Source organism: Spiroplasma endosymbiont of Nomada ruficornis, from assembly GCF_964030795.1.
Taxonomy (GTDB): Bacteria; Bacillota_I; Bacilli_A; order Mycoplasmatales; family VBWQ01; genus Spiroplasma_E; species Spiroplasma_E ixodetis_A.
The window spans coordinates 185,511-207,486 of the sequence record NZ_OZ034962.1 but is presented as its reverse complement, the minus strand read 5'-3'; the positions used below and the strand labels follow the sequence as shown (position 1 = coordinate 207,486).

The 21,976-nt window shown below is 24.0% G+C and carries 32 protein-coding genes and 1 pseudogene; 13 read left to right on the top strand and 20 right to left on the bottom strand.

Annotated features, from left to right (window positions below):
- Positions 1-6: 6 nt before the first annotated feature.
- From AAHM79_RS01220 to AAHM79_RS01150, 15 genes are all read right to left on the bottom strand, one after another.
- The gene (locus AAHM79_RS01220; RefSeq protein WP_342257895.1) at positions 7-153 is read right to left on the bottom strand and encodes a hypothetical protein; all 147 of its coding nucleotides are present in this window, start codon (positions 151-153) and stop codon (positions 7-9) included.
- A 21-nt stretch (positions 154-174) separates the two neighbouring features.
- Entirely contained in the window at positions 175-390 is a 216-nt protein-coding gene (locus tag AAHM79_RS01215) for a hypothetical protein (RefSeq protein WP_342257894.1), read from the bottom strand.
- Between the two features lie 115 nt (positions 391-505).
- Positions 506-778, bottom strand: coding sequence for a hypothetical protein (locus AAHM79_RS01210; RefSeq protein WP_342257221.1), 273 nt, complete (start codon positions 776-778; stop codon positions 506-508).
- Positions 747-1,022 (bottom strand): hypothetical protein, encoded by a 276-nt coding sequence (locus AAHM79_RS01205; protein WP_338957557.1) that lies wholly within the window; start codon positions 1,020-1,022, stop codon positions 747-749. The genes AAHM79_RS01210 and AAHM79_RS01205 overlap by 32 nt, the downstream gene beginning before the upstream one ends.
- A complete protein-coding gene (locus AAHM79_RS01200) occupies positions 1,015-1,158 on the bottom strand; it encodes a hypothetical protein (protein ID WP_338957559.1) in 144 nt (47 codons plus the stop codon). The genes AAHM79_RS01205 and AAHM79_RS01200 overlap by 8 nt, the downstream gene beginning before the upstream one ends.
- A 70-nt stretch (positions 1,159-1,228) precedes the next feature.
- A complete protein-coding gene (locus AAHM79_RS01195; protein WP_342257318.1) occupies positions 1,229-1,723 on the bottom strand; it encodes a hypothetical protein in 495 nt (164 codons plus the stop codon).
- Positions 1,662-1,886, bottom strand: a complete 225-nt coding sequence (locus AAHM79_RS01190; RefSeq protein WP_342257317.1) for a hypothetical protein — start codon at positions 1,884-1,886, stop codon at positions 1,662-1,664. Before AAHM79_RS01190 ends, AAHM79_RS01195 begins: the two co-directional genes overlap by 62 nt.
- Before the next feature lie 61 nt (positions 1,887-1,947).
- A complete protein-coding gene (locus AAHM79_RS01185; protein WP_342257224.1) occupies positions 1,948-2,154 on the bottom strand; it encodes a hypothetical protein in 207 nt (68 codons plus the stop codon).
- A 17-nt stretch (positions 2,155-2,171) separates the two neighbouring features.
- The gene (locus tag AAHM79_RS01180) at positions 2,172-2,333 is read right to left on the bottom strand and encodes a hypothetical protein (RefSeq protein ID WP_338957563.1); all 162 of its coding nucleotides are present in this window, start codon (positions 2,331-2,333) and stop codon (positions 2,172-2,174) included.
- The gene (locus AAHM79_RS01175) at positions 2,309-2,629 is read right to left on the bottom strand and encodes a hypothetical protein (protein ID WP_342257315.1); all 321 of its coding nucleotides are present in this window, start codon (positions 2,627-2,629) and stop codon (positions 2,309-2,311) included. Before AAHM79_RS01175 ends, AAHM79_RS01180 begins: the two co-directional genes overlap by 25 nt.
- Entirely contained in the window at positions 2,619-3,056 is a 438-nt protein-coding gene (locus AAHM79_RS01170) for a hypothetical protein (protein ID WP_338957565.1), read from the bottom strand. The genes AAHM79_RS01175 and AAHM79_RS01170 overlap by 11 nt, the downstream gene beginning before the upstream one ends.
- Positions 3,057-3,058: 2 nt before the next feature.
- Positions 3,059-3,223, bottom strand: a complete 165-nt coding sequence (locus tag AAHM79_RS01165) for a hypothetical protein (RefSeq protein ID WP_338957566.1) — start codon at positions 3,221-3,223, stop codon at positions 3,059-3,061.
- A gap of 134 nt (positions 3,224-3,357) precedes the next feature.
- Positions 3,358-3,552 carry a hypothetical protein gene (locus AAHM79_RS01160; protein ID WP_342257314.1) on the bottom strand — a complete coding sequence of 65 codons (195 nt, stop codon included), beginning with the start codon at positions 3,550-3,552 and terminating at the stop codon, positions 3,358-3,360.
- Between the two features lie 63 nt (positions 3,553-3,615).
- Entirely contained in the window at positions 3,616-3,876 is a 261-nt protein-coding gene (locus AAHM79_RS01155; protein ID WP_342257423.1) for a hypothetical protein, read from the bottom strand.
- Between the two features lie 12 nt (positions 3,877-3,888).
- On the bottom strand, positions 3,889-4,020 hold the full coding sequence (locus AAHM79_RS01150) for a hypothetical protein (RefSeq protein WP_338958910.1): 132 nt from the start codon (positions 4,018-4,020) through the stop codon (positions 3,889-3,891).
- A 519-nt stretch (positions 4,021-4,539) separates the two neighbouring features.
- Here AAHM79_RS01150 and AAHM79_RS09610 point away from each other — a divergent pair.
- The 3 genes from AAHM79_RS09610 (at position 4,540) to AAHM79_RS01140 (ending at position 7,683) form a co-directional block, all read left to right on the top strand.
- Positions 4,540-4,860 carry an IS30 family transposase gene (locus AAHM79_RS09610; protein ID WP_425289548.1) on the top strand — a complete coding sequence of 107 codons (321 nt, stop codon included), beginning with the start codon at positions 4,540-4,542 and terminating at the stop codon, positions 4,858-4,860.
- A gap of 411 nt (positions 4,861-5,271) precedes the next feature.
- Entirely contained in the window at positions 5,272-6,255 is a 984-nt protein-coding gene (locus tag AAHM79_RS01145) for an alpha/beta hydrolase (protein ID WP_342257893.1), read from the top strand.
- Between the two features lie 15 nt (positions 6,256-6,270).
- A complete protein-coding gene (locus AAHM79_RS01140) occupies positions 6,271-7,683 on the top strand; it encodes an APC family permease (RefSeq protein ID WP_342257892.1) in 1,413 nt (470 codons plus the stop codon).
- A 17-nt stretch (positions 7,684-7,700) separates the two neighbouring features.
- Here AAHM79_RS01140 and AAHM79_RS01135 read toward each other — a convergent pair whose 3' ends face one another.
- The 3 genes and pseudogenes from AAHM79_RS01135 to uvrB form a co-directional block, all read right to left on the bottom strand.
- Positions 7,701-8,156, bottom strand: coding sequence for a methylated-DNA--[protein]-cysteine S-methyltransferase (locus AAHM79_RS01135; protein WP_174481403.1), 456 nt, complete (start codon positions 8,154-8,156; stop codon positions 7,701-7,703).
- A gap of 8 nt (positions 8,157-8,164) precedes the next feature.
- A pseudogene (locus tag AAHM79_RS09605) lies at positions 8,165-8,878 on the bottom strand (CatB-related O-acetyltransferase).
- A gap of 14 nt (positions 8,879-8,892) precedes the next feature.
- Positions 8,893-10,878 carry an excinuclease ABC subunit UvrB gene (gene uvrB, locus AAHM79_RS01120; protein ID WP_342257889.1) on the bottom strand — a complete coding sequence of 662 codons (1,986 nt, stop codon included), beginning with the start codon at positions 10,876-10,878 and terminating at the stop codon, positions 8,893-8,895.
- A 312-nt stretch (positions 10,879-11,190) separates the two neighbouring features.
- On the opposite strand from uvrB, the gene AAHM79_RS01115 reads away from it, so the two are divergent.
- The 3 genes from AAHM79_RS01115 to AAHM79_RS01105 are packed head-to-tail and all read left to right on the top strand — an operon-like array spanning position 11,191 to position 12,148.
- Positions 11,191-11,589, top strand: a complete 399-nt coding sequence (locus AAHM79_RS01115) for a hypothetical protein (RefSeq protein WP_342257888.1) — start codon at positions 11,191-11,193, stop codon at positions 11,587-11,589.
- Between the two features lie 21 nt (positions 11,590-11,610).
- Positions 11,611-11,964 carry a hypothetical protein gene (locus tag AAHM79_RS01110; protein WP_342257887.1) on the top strand — a complete coding sequence of 118 codons (354 nt, stop codon included), beginning with the start codon at positions 11,611-11,613 and terminating at the stop codon, positions 11,962-11,964.
- A gap of 46 nt (positions 11,965-12,010) precedes the next feature.
- The gene (locus AAHM79_RS01105) at positions 12,011-12,148 is read left to right on the top strand and encodes a hypothetical protein (protein ID WP_252320481.1); all 138 of its coding nucleotides are present in this window, start codon (positions 12,011-12,013) and stop codon (positions 12,146-12,148) included.
- A 37-nt stretch (positions 12,149-12,185) separates the two neighbouring features.
- Here AAHM79_RS01105 and AAHM79_RS01100 read toward each other — a convergent pair whose 3' ends face one another.
- On the bottom strand, positions 12,186-12,533 hold the full coding sequence (locus AAHM79_RS01100; RefSeq protein ID WP_342257886.1) for a PTS lactose/cellobiose transporter subunit IIA: 348 nt from the start codon (positions 12,531-12,533) through the stop codon (positions 12,186-12,188).
- Between the two features lie 4 nt (positions 12,534-12,537).
- Entirely contained in the window at positions 12,538-12,855 is a 318-nt protein-coding gene (locus tag AAHM79_RS01095; RefSeq protein WP_338958767.1) for a PTS sugar transporter subunit IIB, read from the bottom strand.
- Positions 12,856-13,100: 245 nt separating this feature from the next.
- Here AAHM79_RS01095 and AAHM79_RS01090 point away from each other — a divergent pair, with 245 nt between their 5' ends.
- The 7 genes from AAHM79_RS01090 (at position 13,101) to AAHM79_RS01060 (ending at position 21,856) form a co-directional block, all read left to right on the top strand.
- Positions 13,101-14,516, top strand: coding sequence for a sodium-dependent transporter (locus AAHM79_RS01090; protein WP_342257885.1), 1,416 nt, complete (start codon positions 13,101-13,103; stop codon positions 14,514-14,516).
- Between the two features lie 86 nt (positions 14,517-14,602).
- On the top strand, positions 14,603-15,301 hold the full coding sequence (locus tag AAHM79_RS01085) for an IS30 family transposase (RefSeq protein ID WP_342257884.1): 699 nt from the start codon (positions 14,603-14,605) through the stop codon (positions 15,299-15,301).
- 414 nt (positions 15,302-15,715) lie between these two features.
- Positions 15,716-16,909 carry an HD domain-containing protein gene (locus AAHM79_RS01080; RefSeq protein ID WP_342257883.1) on the top strand — a complete coding sequence of 398 codons (1,194 nt, stop codon included), beginning with the start codon at positions 15,716-15,718 and terminating at the stop codon, positions 16,907-16,909.
- Positions 16,910-16,940: 31 nt separating this feature from the next.
- Positions 16,941-18,032, top strand: a complete 1,092-nt coding sequence (locus AAHM79_RS01075; protein WP_338958794.1) for a hypothetical protein — start codon at positions 16,941-16,943, stop codon at positions 18,030-18,032.
- An 83-nt stretch (positions 18,033-18,115) separates the two neighbouring features.
- Positions 18,116-19,756 carry an arginine--tRNA ligase gene (argS, locus tag AAHM79_RS01070; RefSeq protein WP_339039442.1) on the top strand — a complete coding sequence of 547 codons (1,641 nt, stop codon included), beginning with the start codon at positions 18,116-18,118 and terminating at the stop codon, positions 19,754-19,756.
- A 51-nt stretch (positions 19,757-19,807) separates the two neighbouring features.
- The gene (gene rpoE, locus AAHM79_RS01065; RefSeq protein WP_342257882.1) at positions 19,808-20,215 is read left to right on the top strand and encodes a DNA-directed RNA polymerase subunit delta; all 408 of its coding nucleotides are present in this window, start codon (positions 19,808-19,810) and stop codon (positions 20,213-20,215) included.
- Positions 20,216-20,251: 36 nt separating this feature from the next.
- Positions 20,252-21,856, top strand: coding sequence for a CTP synthase (locus AAHM79_RS01060; RefSeq protein ID WP_342257881.1), 1,605 nt, complete (start codon positions 20,252-20,254; stop codon positions 21,854-21,856).
- Positions 21,857-21,976: the final 120 nt, after the last annotated feature.

The following is a 21,976-nucleotide window of genomic DNA, read 5'->3' as shown; positions in this document are numbered from 1 at the left end:
TCTCCTTTATAAACTATCATATGTAGTTGGTCTTTCATATAAAACATCACTACTTCCACTATTATTACTAATAGCATCACTATTAATTAATCTTCTTGTTTCATTTGTAAATGATGTTTCTTGCATTTCTTGATTATAATTTGTAGTTTCCATAGGTAATAAATTATGTATAATTTAACTTGCACCAGCAACTATTGTTGGTACTGCATAAGCATTATTAAAATCATTATTTATACCCATAGCTACACCACTTGAAATTAGACATCCACTAGTTGCCATATTACATATTTTTCTTATTACTTCAAATCTATTAGGTATTAGTTCACTTAACCCACCAATTAGATTTGATATACCATAAGTACTTAAACTAATATATGTATCTCAATCCATTTGTTGTTTATTATCATTAGTTAATAATAATGGTCATGGTGGTGTTTCTGTGGTAGTAGTTGTTAATCAAGGTGGTGGTTCAGGATTAGGATTGATTTTTGTAAATTTTGCATAATTAATTAAACCAATAGTTCCTAAACCTAATAATATTTTTTTTACTTGAATTTAATATTTTCTTTTTAGTACTTGGCATTTGATTTAAGTTTCATATATCAATTCCTAACTTTTTACTAAATAATAAAGCATTAATACTTCCTAATACTGGATTACCAATAATTTGACCATAATAAGCACTTGTACCAATCATTGCTGATAATGGACTTATTCCAATTCTTATTATTTTTAATAAAGTATAGTTATTTGATTGTACATTCGTGTCATTTGGCATTTTCATTTACTCCTTCATTTTTTGGTTTAATAAACACTTCAACTCAACCTGTATAGTGAACGTTATCACCAACTAAAATAGCAGTATTTGCATGTGGTTGAGAAACAACTAAATATTCAGCAATAACATTAGGATATTTTCATAAAATAATTGCTTTTATATCATTACTATCTGTTAAATCTTTGGGATTTGGTGAAAATATTTCTATTTTATCTTGACCAAATAAATCTGTTAATTTAGTCATTATCAAATTCACCTTTTTCTATTTTTTCAATTAATAAATTTAAAATATTTTTGTCCAAATCAGAGTTTGTATAATTAATTTTTTTAGTTCATTTAATTATATCTTTCATATATTTAAGTAATTTTTCTTTATTCATTATTTATTCTCCTTATTTAAATAATATCAACCAATTAATAAACTATCTGCTTCATCATGATTTGATATTTTTATATTTCAATTATTTCTTTAATAATTTCTTCAGCAACATATATACTTAGTTCTTTATCTCAAGGTCTTAATCAAAAAATAGGTGGGTCATAACGTTCATATCATTTCTTTCATTCACTTGGACTTATTAACATATCTTTTGTTAATAATTTATTAAATTGTCCTGCAATAAAACCACGTAAATGTTCTTGAGTTTCATAACCAATACCATTTTTTGAATTAAAAGTACCACGTTCAATAATTAAATCCAATTCATTATCATTAACTTTTATATCTCAATAAAATTTTCTTTGTCCATCATATTCTTTTAAATTATAACTTTTAACAAATATTGGTTTTCAATTTCAAAAATCATATTTATCATGTAAATAAACTTTTTTTCATAAAGTAAATCCAGTATTTTTAATACTTGGGTCAATTGAAAGTAAATAATTAGTCATTATCAAATCACCGGTCTTTAATTCTGGTTTTAATTGGTTTATAAACTTCTTCATAATATCCGTTTAAGCGATATGTGTTTTTAAGATATTGCATAAATCTTTCTTTATTAATACAATTTTTATGTCTTGATTTATTAATTTCATCAACTTTATTTCTATGTTCTTTATCACCTTGATAACAATGTTCACATACATTTCTCAGCAGTTTTTTTCGCAAGTAAATAAATCATGTTTTTTATCACATACACAACAATCTTCACAACATACTTCTTTATTCATTATTTATTCTCCTTTCTATTATTTCTTTCTTGCTTTATTAAGAAATTTATTGAAATAATTTGATTATCACCATCACCTAATTTTTTTAAAAGATATTCATATCTTTTCTTAAAATCTTCACTATCAATATCTCTATCTTGGTAAATTATTTTTTTCAATTTTTTTATTTTATACAAGGTTTTTGGAGAATATATTTCTCCATGCATGCAAAGAAAACATTTCATTATTTATTCTCCTTATTTTCAATTTGATTAGCAATTTCACTTAATATTTTTAATACTTTATATTCATTTTTTAATTCTTTAATAATAAATATTAAAAATATTATTAGTGTTATACTTGTTATTAATATTGGTGCTATTAATAAAATTTCTCATCATATCATTTTTTACTCTTTTCATTTTTTAAATCATTTAACATTAATTGAACAAAATACACGATTTTAGGAATGTTTAAAGTATTAAAAATTTGACCAGTGACAATAATTTCATCGTTTTTGTTTAATAAAATACATCGGTTATAAAATTTTGGATTATTAAAAATTAAAGTAACATAGTTTAAACCATTTCATTGACCACGAACACTATAATATAATTCTTTATTACCTTTTTCGTAATATTTTGCTTCAATAGTGTTACTTAGTTTTACTGTTAATTTGACATAATTGGCTTTATCTTTCATTTTTATAATTCCTTAAATAGTATTGAATGTGTTTATATGCATCTTGTTCATGTTTTGTTAATTTTATATTTCCTTTATAATTTGTTATTTTATTTTTATTTTTTGGTTGGTTTTCTAGATAATCTCAGTTGAAAACATCTTGTACTAATACCATTAATGAACCAATAATTTTAGGAGTTGCTAATGGATTAGTTAATAATTGTTTTGAACTTAAAAAGAAATTTTCTACAATAACTAATATTTTGTTTTCAAAAAATTGTTCTTTGATTATTGATAATATTCTTTTATAACGATTTTTACTTTCAAAAACATGTGTTGTGTTGAATGTTTCTGTATAAATAATCCTATTTGTTTCATTTGAATATATAACAATTCCATTATTACCAATACCAGCGGGGTCAATCCCAATAATTAAGTCATATTGCATTATTAATCAAATTCACCATTTTTAATTTTTTGATTTAATTGAGATATAAGATTTAATCTTCCATTAAAACAACTTTTTCAAAGTTTAGTTACTTTTTCATCGTCTCTCATTTCTTTATTTCATTCTCATTCATCTTTAAGATATTCAAGTATTTTTTCTTTATTCATATTTATACCTCCTACTTAACCTAATATTTAAAATACAGTCATAACAAATTGCTTTACTATTTTTATCTCTTAAAAAATATTTTCTTGTTTTTATATCATTATTATTAAAGAATAAATAATCTAATTTATTTTGTTTACATGTTCAACAAAAATACTTTTTCATTATGAGTTGAAATTTCCTTATAAGAAGTAACTATATAATTAATTGGTAAATCATCATGTTTATATGGATTATTTATTTTAAAACCTTTTCTGTTTTCTTCTCACGTAATGTTATATTTAAAACAAGGATTAGTAATTTTAGTTTTGTTATCTGTTATTTCACCCATAAATCAACTATTATGCTGTTCATAAAATGTTAATTGTTCAAGTTTTATATAATTAAGATAATATTATTTTGGAGCAGTTGGTTTATTAACAGTTATTTTTTGGTCTTTAATATATGGTTCTAATAACTTTATTAATTCATTACCACTTAATTCTTTTTTAATATTTTCTAAATTAAAAACTCAATATGTGCAACTGTTATCAACAATAAAAGAATTATTTTTAATCATTCATTTTGGAAGAGATAATTTATATTCAACATAATCAATAAGAATAGATTGTGGTTTATCTTTAACAATTTGTTCTTTTTTAAATTCTATTTGCATAATAATCCTTTCCTAATATGTTCTGTTGCTTCTAGCATAAAGAACATATATTTTTATTCTTAGATTATTAATAATACTACTATTTGTTTTATTCATTCCAGCAATTCTGGGCTCAAAAATAAATTGTGAAATTTTAAAAAACATTGAGGCATTCGATTCAATATTTATTTAATTTGCGTTTAGCAAATTAATATTTTAATTGAACCGGTCCCGCTCAATTTTTTTTACAAGTTTGAAATTTATTTTCTCGCCCAAAAATTTTTCAAAAAAAAATAAAAAATAAAACCAACACTTGCTCACTTGGTAGTGGCAAGGTTGGTTAAATAAAGAATAATAGTTGGTCCCCACTCCGGGTCTATATATACTAGTTTCCAATTCGCTCCCACCCCAAGAATTACCATTTCTGGTTAGTATATTTTATTAGGTATCACTCCACTTTTTATTTATCCATGCAAGTCCACATGCTAGCTACTATTTTTAACAACTATGTTGTAGTTCACTTTTTTATTTCCCTAACACGTGTTGATAATAGTGCTAAAGACGGTTATTAAAAATTTTAAAATTTTACAATTACAAAAAAAGACAAGAATTTTATTCTCGTCTTTTGTCATTTATTTTTTAATTTAATAGTTTAAAAAAGAAAGGAGTTATTTTTAAAAATTTTTATTTATCGACATCTTCGGTACGCTCCCAAACATTGTTAAAACTATTACTTTTGATCGTGGCAAAGAATTTTCAAATTGACAACAACTTGAAAAAAATTTAGATGTAAAAATTTATTTTGCCAATCCATATTCACCTTGACAAAGAGGTACTAATGAAAATACTAATGGTTTAATTAGAGAAAAATTTCCTAAAAAATTTATTTTTTCAAAAACTAATAAAAATGAAGTTCATAAATTTATATTGTCTTTAAATCAAAGACCGAGAAAAATACTAAATTATCTTTCACCAATCGAATATTTGGATAGAAAAATAATTTAGTTGCACTTACCTTTACAATTTAGCATAATGAAAATTATTGAAAATATTATTTTGTTTCAATTTTAAATAAGATTTATTTAAAGATAATTTTAAATAAATCTCACTTAAAGTTTACAACTGAAAACATTACTATACAATAAACTTTCCTAGAAAGCAATTATTAATAAAATTAAATATTAAAAATTATTATTAAAATTGAAAAACAATTAAGTTATAAAAATTATTAATTTAATTATTTTAAAATAATTAAATTAACATACATTAATATTTTAAACATTTGATAAGATAGTGTAAAATAATTAGTAGTTTAGTAGTTTAGAAAAGGCTTAAAAAATGACAGTAATCAACACGTCTGTGAATCAAAAAATTTTATTAACTGGTTATAAAAAATTTTGTTATTCTTTTAGCAAAATGTTATTAGTTATTCTATTATTTCCTTTTGTTTATTTTTATTCAAAAAAATATCAAAAACAATTTTTAGAATTTTGTTTTTCTTATCAAAAAGAAGGTAAATTTAAAATAAATAACGAACAAACAGTTGATATTAATAGTTTTAATTATCATCAATATGATTGTCAAATTAAAGATCTTAATAAATATGGCTATCCAATTGATTGAAAAAAAGAAAATTATCAAGAATTTACCATTAAAAATGATAATAATCAAAACATTAGTTGTCTAACTGTCATTCAAAAAAAGAAAAGTGATAAATGAGTTATTGGCTTTCATGGTTGAACAGAAAATAAATATTTAGCATTAAGATTAGTGTCATGATTTTATGAAGAAGGATACAATATTTTAACTTTTGATAGTGTTGCTCACGGTAAAACTTATGGCCAATATAGTGACATTGGTCTTACTTGTGCTGAAAATATTAATTGTTTAATTAATTGAATAAAAGATAATTATCAAGTTAGCAGTATTGGTTTAATTGGTAATAGTATGGGTGCATCAACAATTAATTATTATTTATTTAATTATAAAGTAACCAATTTAATTAACTGGGCAATTACTGATTGTGGATTCTCTAATCTACTTGTTCAATTTCGTTACGTCATGCAATATCGTTATAAAAAACCTTGATGATTAATTAGTAATGGTTGAGCAAAAAGATATCAAAAATTTACAAATACAAATATTTTAGAATATGATTTATTAAAAAAAAGCAAAACAGGTTTTCAAGTTCCTACTTTATTAATTCACGGTAAAAAAGATAATTTTGTCCCATTTTTCATGGCTAATGTCATTCATAATTATCAAGTTAAACTCCATTATAAAAATTATGATTATTTATTTTTGGAAAATATTGATCATATTGAAACCTTACCAAATGCTTATCAAACTTACATTAATAAAATAAAAAGTTTTATCAATACATACGAAATAAAAAAATAGAGATAGGAAAAAGACATGAAATTAAAAAAGAAGTATTCGTTTTGAGTAATATTAATGATGGCAATTTCTGCCACAGTTGGATCATCAGTACTAATTTCATTTGGACAAGTAGCGTTTCAAAGTGGATTTAATCCGATTTTAATGATATGTGCCTGAATTTTAGGCGGTATTTTAATTTTGCCAGAAATGTTATTACTAGCAGAAACTGCTATTTCTTTTCCAGGAAATGGAAGTGCTTATTATTGATTAAAAAAAGCAAATTGAATGGCTTGTTCGTTTTGATTGGGATGGATTTTAGTTTTAATGGTTAGTGCTACTGCCGTTGCTTCTGCTACTTTAGCATTAGGTAATATTATTGGTACTTTAGTTCATATTACTAACCAATGGTTGATAAAATTATTTGGAATTTTAATTTTATTTGCGTTAGCTATAGTCCAAATATTTATTAAAAATAGTTCTGGAAAAACACAAATTATTTTTACAATTTTAAAAGGATTACCAATTACTTTTGTTTTATTTATTGCTATGATTTATGGCAATACAGATAGCTTTAATAGTGAAATAGTTCAAAAAGATTTATCAAAAATTTTTCTTGCAACTTATGTTTTATTACCAGCAACAACAATGACACTATTTGCCTATTCAGGAATTGAAGCAATAACTTATGTTACTGAAGAAGTAGAAAATACAAGAAAAAATGTACTTTGAGCTTTAATTGTTGCAACAGGACTAATTATCTTTTTATATCTAATACTATTAATTGCTTTGTTAACTATTAATGAACCACTTTCATGATTAGATAAAAATGATGGATTTAGTAACGTTTGATATTATGCTATTATCAATAATCCTAATATTCCTCATGTTTTAGCTTATATTTTTTCAGGACTAGCAATTTTATTATTTGTTGGTTCACTAAATGCATTTCTACTTTATCAATCACGTTTAATTTTTAAAATGAGTGAAGAAAAAGATTTGTTTAAATTTTTTCAAAAAACAACTAAAAGAACTAATATGCCATGAGCTGCTATGTTACTATTAATATTTGCTGCTTTAATTTATATTTTATGAAATCAATTGTATGAAGTAACTAATGACTTTATTATTGCTATTAGTTTTTTAAAATTAATTGTTAATTCAGTCATTATCTTTTTAAGGCGCAAACATCCAGACTACCAAAAGATTTTTAATAATTTTTGATTTTACTTTTTCATTATTATTGGTTATTTAGGAGCAATAATTGCTATTGTTGGATCATTTTTGGCAATGTATTATTATGGTACACAAAATAATAATATGTGAGCATTATGAAATTCACTAATTTTAATTGCTGTTATGTTAGCAGGATATCCTGTTTACTATATTAAAAATTATGTAGTTAAAATTGTTAACAATTTTAAAAATCAAAAAAAAGATAATCAATCATAAAAAAATAATCTTATACCTTATTTACTTTCTTGTGCTAATAAAAAATTTTTAATATGAGCACCATAAAGATAATTAACAATATTCTTATTTTTATTAACAACACGATGACAAGGAACAATAATTGCTAATGGATTTTTACTTAAAGCTGAACCCACTGCCCTACTTGCTTTTGGATAACCTATCTTTTGCGCTAATTCTTGATAAGTTAAAGTTGTCCCAAATTGAATAGTACAAGTTTTACTCCATACTAATTCTTGAAAAGGAGTTCCTTTTAAAGCTATTGGTAAGTTAAAATCACTTAATTTTTTATCAAAATACATTGCTAGTTGTTTTAAGCAATTAACTACCACTATATTACTACTATCCTTAGCAACTTGACGAGTATTAACGAAGCTAACTTTTACTACTTGTTCTGCAACTACTATGATTTCAATTAAACCTATTTTAGTAGTTAAATAACCATATTTTTTCATATTTTTTATTACCCCTTTATTTTATTTAAACTATTACTTTCTTTTACAAGTTCTTGTAATATTTTATTATAAAAATTTTGTTTTAACAAATCCGAATTTTCAACAATCTTTTCAATAGATCAATCTCATCATTTTTTATATTTTGTAATTTTTGAACTATTTTTTTAGAAAAACGATATTTTATAATTTTATCAGGATTACCACCAACAATAGCATAAGGAGGTACATTTTTTGTAACTACACTTTTAGCTGCAATTACTGCCCCATTACCAATAGTTACCCCTCTTAAGAGTCACATCATGACCAATTCAAACATCATTTTCTATCACTGTTGGTGATTTAATCGGAAATTTATCTAATTTATCTTTTTCTGTAACTTCTGATAAATTTAATGATTTATAAAATAATGGTAAAGGAAATGTTGAAACTGCAGAATAATTATGATTGCCACCATTCATTATAAATAAAACACCTTGTGCAATTGAACAAAATTTACCAATAATTAATTCATCATCTATCATATTTGGAAAATGATAAATTATATTTTTATTTTCAAAATCAATAGCTGCTTGTTCGCCATTAAAATCATGATAATCAGTATAATCACCAATAAAAATTTTAGGTTTAGTAATATAATTTTTTATTAAAAATATTGTTGGTATATGAGGATTAATTTTAGTATTTGGACTTATCAAAATACCTTTTTGTGCTTTATCGATCAACTTATTTTACTCCTTTATTTTTCACTTTCAATACTCAAAATTAAATCACGAAGTGAAGCTGCCTTTTCAAAATTTAAATCTTTAGCTGCTTGTAACATTTCAACTCTTAAATCAGCAATTATCTTTGTTTTAGCAGCTATTTTTGTTTTACCTTTACTTGAATTTAAAATTTTTAAATCAACATCTAATTCTCTAGTACTCACGATTTCACTCAATGGTTTTTTAACAGTAACTGGTACTATATTATGTTTTTTATTATAAGCAAGTTGAATTTCTCTTCTTCTTTGCGTTTCTTCAATTGCTTGTGTCATTGCCTCTGTCTTAATATCTCCATATAGTATAACATGACCATTAACATTTCGTGCTGCGCGACCAATAGTTTGGATTAATGATTTAGTATTACGTAAAAAACCAGATTTATCAGCATCCAAAATACAGATTAATGACACTTCTGGTACGTCTAATCCTTCACGTAATAAATTAATACCAACAATAACATCAAAAACACCTTTTCTTAAATCTAACAAAACTTTAGTACGTTCTAATGTTTTTAATTCATTATGAATATAAGCAACTTTAATTTTTTGTTCTTGTAAAAAATTTGATAATTCTTCTGCCATTCTAATTGTTAAAGTAGTAATAAATACTCTTTCATTATTTTTTGTTCGTAATTTTATTTGATTAATAATATCTTCCATTTGATTTTTAGTTGGTTTAATTTCAATTGTTGGATCTAATAAACCCGTGGGACGAATAATTTGTTGAACTGGTACATTAAAGGGTTCAACTTCATTTTTAATTAAAGATAATTCATAATCAGCAGGAGTTGCTGAAGTATAAAGAACTTGCTTTAACTTATTAGAAAATTCATTAAAATTTAAAGGACGATTATCCAAAGCACTAGGTAAACGAAAGCCATATTTTACTAATGTTTCTTTTCTGCTACGATCAGTATTATACATTCCTCTAATTTGCGGTAATGTCATATGAGATTCATCAATAATTGTTAAAAAATCATCTGGAAAAAAATCAATTAAAGTATATGGTGCTGAACCCACTTCTCTATTTTCTAAATGACGAGAATAGTTTTCAATACCACTACAAATACCAAATTCTTTTAAGGATTCTAGATCGTGTTCTGTTCTTTGTTCTAATCTTTGCGCTTCTACTAACATATTATTTTTTCTTAGTTGTGCTAATGTTATTTTTAACTCTTCAGTAATTTTAATAACTGCCTGATCAACACGACTTTTACTAGTAATATAATTTTGCGCAGGAAAAATTGTAATAAAGGGAAAACGTTCTAAAACATTAGCGCCTAATGTATCAATACGTGCTATTTCTTCAATTTCATCACCAAATAAACTAATTCTTAAATAAAATTGATCATTTCAAGATGGAGCTAACTTTATTAAATCACCTTTTGCACTAAAACTACCCGGTTCTAATGTAATATCATTACGTACATATCCATTTTTAATTAGTCTTAATAATAAATCTTTTCTATTAATTTTTTGTCCTTTTCTCAATTCAAAAAAGTTATCTTTATATGCTGTTGGTTCTTGTTCACCATAAATTGCTGCTACTGATGCTACAACAATAACATCTTTACTAATAGATAAACCATTTAAAGCACTTAATCTTAACATTTCAATTTCTTGATTTTGTTTAGAATTTTTATCAATATAAGTATCGGTTTTTGGTAAATATGCCTCGGGTTGATAAAAATCAAAATATGAAACAAAATATTCAACGCGATTTTCAGGAAAAAAAGTTTTCAATTCTCCATATAATTGCATAGCTAATGTTTTATTATGTACTAAAATTAAAGTTGGTTTTTGCACTTGCACAATAACATTGGCCATTGTAAAAGTTTTACCCGTACCAGTGGCTCCTAATAATACTTGGTATTTAATATTATTTTTAATAGCTACTACTAATTTTCTAATTGCTTCAGGTTGATCACCTGTTGGTTTATAAGGCGCTTTTAATTTAAACATAACTTTATATTCCTTTAAAACATTCTATATACAATACCATATTATTTTAAATAAAATAATAATAAAACTTTTATATAATTAAAATTATTATAAAACAATATAAATACTATACTTATTTTTTGATTTTTATAAGTATAAAAAATTATAATAAATTTCTTAAAAAATTTAAAGTTTAGTTATCAAATAAATCCAATGTTTAAAATTGACTTATTATCGTTTATATTTTATTTTACTTAGAATATAGTAAAATTTTAAACAGATAATTAAAATAATTTTTATATAAAGTAAAAAAACTAAAAAGGGGGAATGATTATGAAAACACTATTAACAGCAGTAAGTTTTTTAACGGTTTCATCATCAATTGGAAACTTAAATTCTATTTTAAACACCGAAATTAAAACTACAAATATTTTAAAAAATGAACCAATAAAATATGATGGAAAAGATGAAATTTGTACTGTCTGAAAAGAAAATTCAAAAAGTCCTGCAACATTAATTTATATAAAAAGTAGTACTTTAGATAGTTGATTTAAACTTTTTTCTTTAAATGACCTTGAAAAATTAAGAGAAAAAATATACTACGATACCATAAAATTTCCTTATCAAGGAAATAATTGAGCAAAACCTAACATATATAAATTATCAGAGGTATTAATGAATATTCTTAAATCTTTAACTAGTATACGTGGATACAATACATACGGAGTTTAACTATGTTACTATTTTGGAACTTTGTTTAGTAAAAAGCCACAATTTTCACCAAATACTCACGATAAAAATATAATAGAAAAATATTATAAATTTTTATGACATGATACTTTAAAAATTGCATTAAGTCGATATGAATGACAAAAAATTTTAAATACTAATAAAAATAAAACTGAAATTTTTAATATTATTTCTAGATTTCCCGAATGAGATGCAAGTGGTTGAAAAGGTTATATCTCAAACAAAGATTTATATACTTTATCTGAAAAAATTATTGAGAATTTTAATCAATTAAAAACTAAATTCGAAAATAGTAATACAGGATGAAAAGTAGTAACTAACACTACTGGCTCATGAACAGAACTTGAACAAGAATAAAATATACTTACAAAAAAATAATGAAAAGAAAGAGAGAAAAAATATAATGTTTAAAAAATTTAAAGAAATTTTCAAAAAGAAAAAATGACATTGTGATTATTGTAAAGAAAATTATCCTCTACTTTGTCCAATCAAAGGATTAGAAAAAGATGGAGAAGATTTTGAAAAAAAACCAAAAGATTAATTTTATACTTTAAATAAAAATAGGCAAATGCCTATTTTTATTTTTTTCTGTTTATAAATTGATATAAATTCATAAATTCTTTACTAATTTCAATCATCATTTGTGTTGTTAACAAATGATCTTCAGAATGCATAAACAATACTGAAAAAGGTAATTGATAACCTTTACCTTCTTCAACAATGACGCTCATATGTGATTGCAAAGCTTTAGTAATATTATCGTTTGCTTCATCAATCATTTTTAATGCTGTTTCAAATTGTCCTTCCTTAGCGAGAGTAATTGCTTCTATTGCTAAAGATTTTGCTTTTCCAGAAAAAGAAATTATTTCAAGTGAAATTTTTTCAAAATCAATATTATTACTTTTCTCTTTTTCTTTAATGCTCATAGTATTATTTTTTAATTTCTAACAAACTCATTGCTAATTCTAACGTTTCTTTACCTTGAACCATCGCATAAACTGCTGCTGGAATAATATTAAGAGCAGCATTTCCAATAATATTAGTAAAATCATTTTTCATATAACTTACTTGTGGTCCTAATAAAACAACATCCCATTTTTCACCTTTAGCAAAAGATGCTTTTGCTTCAGTAGCACCTAATGCTTTCACTTCATAATCTAAATTTAACTCTTTAATATACTCTTTCATATTTGCTTCTAGTCTTAAAGTGCTCATACCAGCTGAACACGTAAGTAATATCTTTATCATCTATCTTCCTCCTAATAAACAAAAATCAAATATACATAACTAAGAATATTATACATTGATATTTTTAAATTTAAATTTTAATGGTTTTAAAAAATATAACTTTTAACTAAAGATTAAAAATATATTACTAATATATATTGTAACTTTGATCACTATTGTGTAAAATTCATAATACTATCTAAAAATAAAGGGACTGATTATATGAAAGGCAAAAAGAAAAAAACATAACTACATGAGGATTTATTATGTCAGTACTGGGTGCTGCTGTAGGATTAGGAAGTATTTGGGGATTTCCAAATCAAATGAATAAACATGGTGGTATCTTTTTAATTCCATTCTTTATTGCACTAATTGTCTGTGCTTTACCAATTTTATTAATTGAAATCAATTTAGGTAATAAATATCGTAAAAATCATGTTGAAATTTTTAAAGATTTAGCAAAAACTCCTGGGACTTTCTTTGGATTTTTACAAACTGCAGTTGTTTGAATAATGGGTGTATTTTATAGTGTTCTTGTCGCTTGATCATTATTGGCAATAGTTATGTCTTTTCTTCCTGGTTTAAATCAACAAGGATTTTTCTTAAATAAATTAATTGGTCAAACTTCCAACGATGTACCACAAAATTTTAGTCAATTGGGTAATATTAGTATTTGAGTTTTAATTAGTTTAATTATGGTTTGAATTATTACTGGTGTTATTTTGTTGGGTGGCGTTGTTAAAGGGATTGATTTAGCAAATAAAATTTTTATTCCTAGCCTATTTATCATGATTTTAATGATGATGATTTATGTTTTAACTTTACCTGGTGCTCTAGATGGTTTAAAAACAATGTTTAGTTTTAATAGTAAAAAAATATTAACTAGTAGCATTTGAACTGATGCTTTTGGACAAGCCTTCTTTATGCTTTCAACTTGTACAGGTGTCATTATTATTTTTTCAAGTCATGCGCCAATTGGTACTAGTAATACTAATAAAGGTTTAATTATTATGGTTGGTACTGTTATTGTTGCTTTATTAACAACATGTACTGTTTTTGGAGGAATCGGTGCAATTGCATATAATCAGCATAAAACTATTGATGAAGTATTTATTTCGGGTCCAACTTTAATTTTTCAAGTTTTTCCACAAGTTTTTGCAATCATTACTGAGCAAACACATCTTCCATTTTTAAGTCACACCCTAGCTTTCCTTTTCTTTTTATCAGTATTTTTTGCTGGTATATCTTCATTAATAGCAATAGCTGAAGCCGTTGTTAATCCTCTAATTAGTTGTTATGGCATTAAACGTTATCAAGCATTATTAATAATGATTATTAGTAGTTTTATGCTTGGTTTAATATTCTGCTTTAATAATAGTAGTCCTTTAATTGATGGACTTGCAATATGAGTTACTGGTATTTGTGAATTAATTGGTGTTATCCTTATTTGAAAATGTTATGATAGTTTAAAAGAATTTAATAATCAATATTCATGAGTTAAATGAAATAAAGGTTTCAAATATTTATGTTTAATCCTTATTCCAACAATTATTTTAATTAACTTGGTCTTTGCTTTATATAAATTAATTAATAATATAATTAGTAATCCTTTTATATTTCTAACTATTGGCTTGACGCTAGGAGCTATTACTGTTTTATTATTTGCTGAATTATACTTGTAAGTGCAAGTAAATAAAATTGCAAAAAATTCTCATATAAAAATTTCATAATGCTAAATTTAGTTTAGAAAAAAGTAAGGAGTTTTTATATGAGTTATAAACATCTTGGCATAGATGAAAGGATTTATATTGAGAATCAATTTAAATTTAAATTTAAAATTAGTGAAATAGCTAAAAATCTTAATCGAAGTATTAGTACTATTATTCGAGAAATTAATAGAAATAAAGATAATAATCATTATTTTTCATTAATTGCACAAAATAAAGCTGAAAATCGAAAACAATCACATATTAGTTTTCATAAGTTTAAAAATAAGAATTTAGTAAAATATGTACAACAAAAATTACTATTAGGTTGATCACCTGAACAAATTTATGGCAGAATTAAAAATTTTCATAAAGAGTGAGTTATTAGTTTTAAAACAATTTATACTTGAATTTATTTTGGAATGCTTGATAAAGTTACTAGTAAAAATTTAAGAAGAAAAGGTAAAAAACGAAAATCTAAAGAAAATCGTGGCAAGTTTAATGGTAAATCAATTAAAGAACGAGATATAAATGTTAATGATCGTATAACACTTGGTCATTGAGAAGGAGATACTATAGTATCATCACGAGGTAAAAGCAAATCATGTTTAATAACTTTAGTTGAAAGAGTATCACGATTTACTTTAGCAATATTAGTTAAAAACAGAACTACTAAAGTTATTAATAAAAATGTAAGTTATTATTTATCAATTCTTCCTAAAAACATTGTTAAAACTATTACTTTTGATCGTGGCAAATAATTTTCAAATTGACAACAACTTGAAAAAAATTTAGATGTAAAAATTTATTTTGCCAATCCATATTCACCTTGACAAAGAGGTACTAATGAAAATACTAATGGTTTAATTAGAGAAAAATTTCCTAAAAAATTTATTTTTTCAAAAACTAATAAAAATGAAGTTCATAAATTTATATTGTCTTTAAACAAAGACCGAGAAAAATATTAAATTATCTTTCACCAATCGAATATTTGGATATAAAAATAATTTAGTTGCACTTACCTTTACAATTTAGCATAAATAAAAATTATAAAATTGTTCTTTTTACTCAAAAGAATTACTAAAATAGAAGAAAAATTTTATATTATGTTACTATTAAAATAAAAAATTAATAATACCTAAAATTTATAAGATATTAATGAGAGGTTAAAATTTATGTCAAGCAATAATTATAAAGTAACTTTTATTCGTGACGCTATACACAAAAATATTAATATCAGCGAACCCGTTATTCAGGCGTTAATATCTTGTAAAGAATTTCAAAGATTAAGATGAATTAATCAACTTGGTGGTGTGCAAATTGCTTTTCCTAATGCAACTCATACTAGATATGTTCATAGTATCGGTGTTTACAATATATTAAATCGTGTTCTTAGTGAAGTTGAAGGTTCTTCTTTATTAACTAAAGAGGAAAAAACAAACATTAAAATTGCTGGTTTATTACATGATTTAGGACACGGTCCTTTTTCACACACTTTTGAAAAAATCATAAACCTTAATGTTAATAAAAAAGAAAATTTTACTCATGAAGATTATACTTGTGCTATTATTAATGATAATAGTACTGAAATTAACATTATTTTAAAACAATTTAATATTAATATTAATGCTATTATTGGTATCCTTAAGAAGGATTATAAAAATTATCCTAAATATCAAATTCAATTGGTATCATCGCAATTAGATTGTGATCGTATTGATTATTTAATGCGTGATGGATATTTTACAGGAGTTGGTTATGGAAGTATTGATATTGATTGAATTATTACGAATATGATAATTGATATTAAAGAGGGTTTAGTTTTTTCATACAAGGCAATTTCTGCTATTGAAAATTATTTAATCACAAGGTTCCATATGTATTCTCAAGTTTATTATCATAAAAGCGGAATTCTTTTTGATCTTAATTTACAAAAATTATTTTCAAGAATAACTGAATTATATTTTGATAAAACTTATTCATTTAAAGTCAATATTCATGATTTTATTGCTATTTTTGAGGGAAAAAGTGTTGAAATACAAACATATTTAAATTGAACAGATGCTACTTTAATTAAGTTAATGCAAGATATTATTAATTTTGAAAAAGATAATGAGTTAGTAAAAATATCAAAAGTAATTTTATTTTGTTTTAACTGAGAAAATGAATTGTTGTTATTAACAAGTCAAAATAACACTAATGTTATTGGCGTTAAACAAGATTTAAAAAATGTACTTTATTATTTTAAAAAAGATCCAATTATTATTAAAACAAAAAACGAAGAATATATTACTTTAGAAAAAATCTCACAAATTTTGCAAGATCCAATTAAAGCACCAAATACAATTTATTTTTTAAAAAAGAAATAGAAATTTAAAAGTATTATAAAATGAGGTAATTATGAAAATTTTAAAATCAATTAATAAAATTTTTGAGTATCCAAATATTTTAGATTTAACGCCAGGAGATTTTTACTTAAATTCACATGAGTATCATTTAGCAACGCAAGAAGTAATAGTGATATTGGGTGTATTAATTAATAAAGAAAAAATTGAAAATGCTATTAAAACTTTAAATTTTACTTGAATAAATTTTAAAGAAAAAGTAATTGTTTATTTTTCTATTTTTGCCTACCTTATAATAGGTAATGAATATAATGATTTAAAATCAGTTAAAATAAATCAAATTAAATTTAAAGATAATACGTTAAAAATTAAATTTAAAGAAACATTACTTACAATGATTAATAAGTTTCCAAGAACTTTGCATTTAACTAATGTTTTGGGTAATGATAATGATCGCGCTAATATGTATGCAGTTAACGCTATTTTAAATATTAAAAAAGGGATTGGATATGATAATTTTCATATTACTCTTTTTTCAGTATATCAATCGTTAGAATTAAAATTAAAGCATTGTTTAAGAAAATATATTCAAGTTGAACCTTCAGCTAGTAAGAAAAAATTTAATTTTCATAATTTAATACGATTGATTAAATTAATTAGTACTACAAGAGTTGAAAGTGAGGAAATGAGTAAAATATTATTAAACTTAAGAGAACGTTTGCGTTATTTTGAACAAATTAATCCTGGCGGTCAAGCAGCAAGATATGAAGCTGAGATAAATCATAATTATTTTCATAATTTAAATTCGTATATAATTAATGAACAAGAATTACTAAGTAATTTTGTCAAGGCTTTAAGTTTATTACAAGAATTATATTTAAAATTAATAGAATTATATAAAGATGATAATACTAAAGTTAAAATGCAAAAAAAAATTGATTTAGAATTAGTTAAAGTTTCAGGAATTAAAATCGAAGATGATCCAAAAAAAATTAATGATAAATTAAGAAATGTGCTTGATAATCAAATTTTTGGTAACTATCAAGAATTAATTGATTTAAATTACAATGATGTTGCTATTTTGGAATTTTTAATCAGAATTGGATTTATACAGTATGTTAATGATACCATTGAACAACTTTTATAAAAAAGTATTTATTTTTACTTTTTTATATGATAGAAATTAAATTTATGAGTATAATATTTTAGATATTGAAAGGGGTCTGAACTGTGGACAGTTATGTTATTAATGAACTCACTACTATTATTCTTGATGCAGTAGCATTTGCAAATTATGAAATAGAATTGAATCAGGTTGTTATTGAAATTAATAAAAATAATGACTTAGGTGATTATTCTACATCAATAGCAATGATATTAGCAAAAAAATATAAACAAAAACCATTAGACATTGCTGAAATTATAGTTAAAAATATTCATCAGAAACACCCATTAATTAAAAAAATTGATTATATTACTCCTGGTTTTATTAATATTAATATTAATGTTGAAGTATTTAGTTTGTTATTAATGAAAATTATTAATGAGAAATCATTATATGGTCAATCTAATAAAAAAAATATTACTTATAATATTGAATTTATTAGTGCTAATCCAACCGGACTTTTACATTTAGGACATGCAAGAAATGCGGCTATTGGTGATAGTTTAGCGAATATATTAGAACATAGAGGATATAATATAGTTAGAGAATACTATATTAATGATGCTGGTAATCAAATTAATGTTTTGGCCAATTCAATTTTCATAAATTATCAAAATCTTTGTGGCAATGCTGTTGAATTACCAAAAGAAAGTTATCGTGGTTCTGAAATTTTAGCTGCTGCACAATCATTTTTGAAATTAAATGGTAATAAATTTGCAAATAAACCTTTTGATGAAACTTCTTCTTTAATTTTTAAAGAATTTGGTATTAATTATATGCTTTCAGAAATTAAAAAAGATTTAAAAAAATTTAAAGTTAAAATTAATATTTGATTTTCTGAATCATTTTTATATAAAGAAAATATTATTTCTAATTTAATCAAACAATTTGAAATGCAAGGCAATACTTATCAACTTGATGGTGCTATTTTTTTAAAAACTACTTTATTTGAAGATGATAAAGATCGTGTAATTGTTAAGAAAGACAAAACTTATACATATATGCTTCCTGACTTAGCTTATCATCATATTAAATTTCAACGTAGTGATATGTTAATTAATATTTGAGGAGCAGATCATTATGGCTATATTCCACGAATTAAAGCGGGATTATATATGCTTAATAATGATGCCACTAAACTTGATATTTTATGTATGCAAATGGTAAAGGTTATTGATAATGGTAAAGAACAAAAAATGTCAAAAAGAGCAGGAACATCAATAACTTTAAGACATATGATAGATTTAATTGGAAAGGATGCTTTACGTTATTTTTTAGTATCAAGATCAGTTGAATCACATCTTGATATTGATTTAGCACTTGCTAAACAACAATCTAACGAAAATCCTGTTTATTATGCTCAATATGTTCATGCGCGTATAAATCAAATTATAGAGAATTATCCAAAATTTGAAATTGCAAATAGTATTAATTTATTAACAGAACAAAAGGAAAAAGAATTATTGATTACATTAGATGAATATATAATTATTTTGCAAAAAATTGAAAAACAGCATCAACCACATTTGCTTACAAATTATATTCAAAAATTAGCTAAGTTATTTCATTCTTATTATAATAAACATAAAGTTATTAGTGAAGATCAACAATTAACAATTCAACGATTAACATTAGTTTTAGCAATAAAACAAATAATGGCAAATGCTTTAAATTTAATTGGTGTGGATGCGCCTAAAAAGATGTAAAAAATATATTTTTTATTATTTATAATATACAATTTAGAAGGTGATTAAGAAATGCAAAACAAACAAACATTAGTAGAAGTAGCATATAGTTTTTTATGCAAAAAGAAAAAAAGCAGTTTTAATGAAATTTGAACACATGTTAAAAAACAATGTAATATTTCTAAAGAAGATGAAGAAAAAATTGCTGGTGAACTTTATACTGGAATTATTTTAAATACCAATTTTTTCTTAAAAAATGATAAACTTTGATATCCACGTAATGAAGTCTCATTAGAGGAAATTAAAGAACATATGACAAGAGTAGAAATTCCAAGTAATACAAAAGAAGAAATTGATAGTACTGAAACAGTTACAGATAATGATGAAACTATAGATTTAAGTGAAGACGTAGAAGATGAAGATGATTATTTAAATACCATTAGTATTCAACCATTAGAAGATAGTTATGATGATGAATAATAATGATATTATTAATTAATATTTAGGAGAAAACTAATGAATTCAAAGTATATATTTATTACTGGTGGTGTTGTATCATCTTTAGGTAAAGGAATTACAGCAGCATCGCTTGGGCGTATATTAAAGCAAAAAAATATTAAGATTTTTATGCAAAAATTTGACCCTTATATTAATGTTGACCCAGGTACTATGAGTCCTTATCAACATGGTGAAGTATATGTAACTAGTGATGGTGCTGAAACTGATTTAGATTTAGGTCATTATGAACGTTTTATTGATGAAAATCTGACTAGAGACTCCAATATTACTGCCGGAAAAGTATACCAAACTGTTTTAAAAAAGGAACGCGATGGTTTTTATGAAGGGAAAACTGTACAAGTTGTACCACATGTTACTGATGAAATTAAAAAACATATTTTTAATTCCGCAATTAATAGTAAGGCTGATGTTATTATTACCGAAATTGGTGGAACAGTTGGTGATATTGAATCATTAGCTTTTATTGAAGCCATTAGACAAGTTAAAAACGAAAAAGGTCATGAAAATGTTATTGTTATTCATACTACATTAATTCCTTATTTACATTCGGTTGGTGAATTTAAAACGAAACCCAGTCAACATTCAGTAAAAGAAATATTATCATTAGGTATTCAACCTGATATTTTGGTTTGTCGTAGTGAAACTATGCCACCCGATCATATTTTTGATAAATTATCTTTATTTTGTAATATTAAACGCAGGCATGTTTTAGCAATTCCTGATTGTGATAATATTTATAAAGTGCCATTATCTTTAGAACAACAAAAAATTGATGAAGTAGTTTCAGAATTATTAAAATTAAATAAAACTAAACCAGATATGTCAGAATGACATACAATTGTTAAAAAGTTAGATAATATTCATCAAGAAGTTACTGTTGGTATTGTGGCAAAATATTCGAATTTAAGTGATGCTTACTTATCAGTAATTGAATCATTGAAAATTGCAGGTTATAGTCTTAATACTAAAGTTAATTATAAAATTATTAACGCTGAAAGTTTAGATAGTAAAAACATTAATTCTATGCTTTCTCCTTTCCAAGCAATAATTGTTCCTGGTGGCTTTGGTAATCGTGGTGTTGAAGGCAAAATCAATGCAATTAATTATACTCGAGTTAATAAAGTTCCTTTCTTGGGATTATGTTTAGGTATGCAGTTAGCTTGTATTGAATATGCTCGTAATGTATGTAATTTACAAGATGCTAATTCTACTGAATTTAATGAAAAAACTAAAAATCCTATTTTTGATTTATTACGTGGCAAAAATAAAAATGATCAAATCGGGGGAACTTTAAGATTGGGTAATTATCCAACCACTTTAATTAATGATTCATTAGCAAAATCTCTTTATAAACAAACTATTATTATTGAACGTCAACGTCATCGTTATGAATTTAATAATAGTTATAAAACATTACTTGCAAAAAATGGATTAATTTTTAGTGGTATATATAATAAAGAAGATTTGGTAGAAGTGATTGAGTTGCCAAAAGAAGTACATCCATTCTTTATTGCAAGTCAGTTTCATCCTGAGTTCACATCAAGAATTAATAAACCAAATCCTTTATTTTTAGGATTAATTAAAAGTATTATTAAAAAATAATGATAAAGTAAGAAAATTTAATTTTAAAATTGCTGAATTATACTTGTAAGTGCAAGTAAATAAAATTGCAAAAAATTCTCATATAAAAATTTCATAATGCTAAATTTAGTTTAGAAAAAA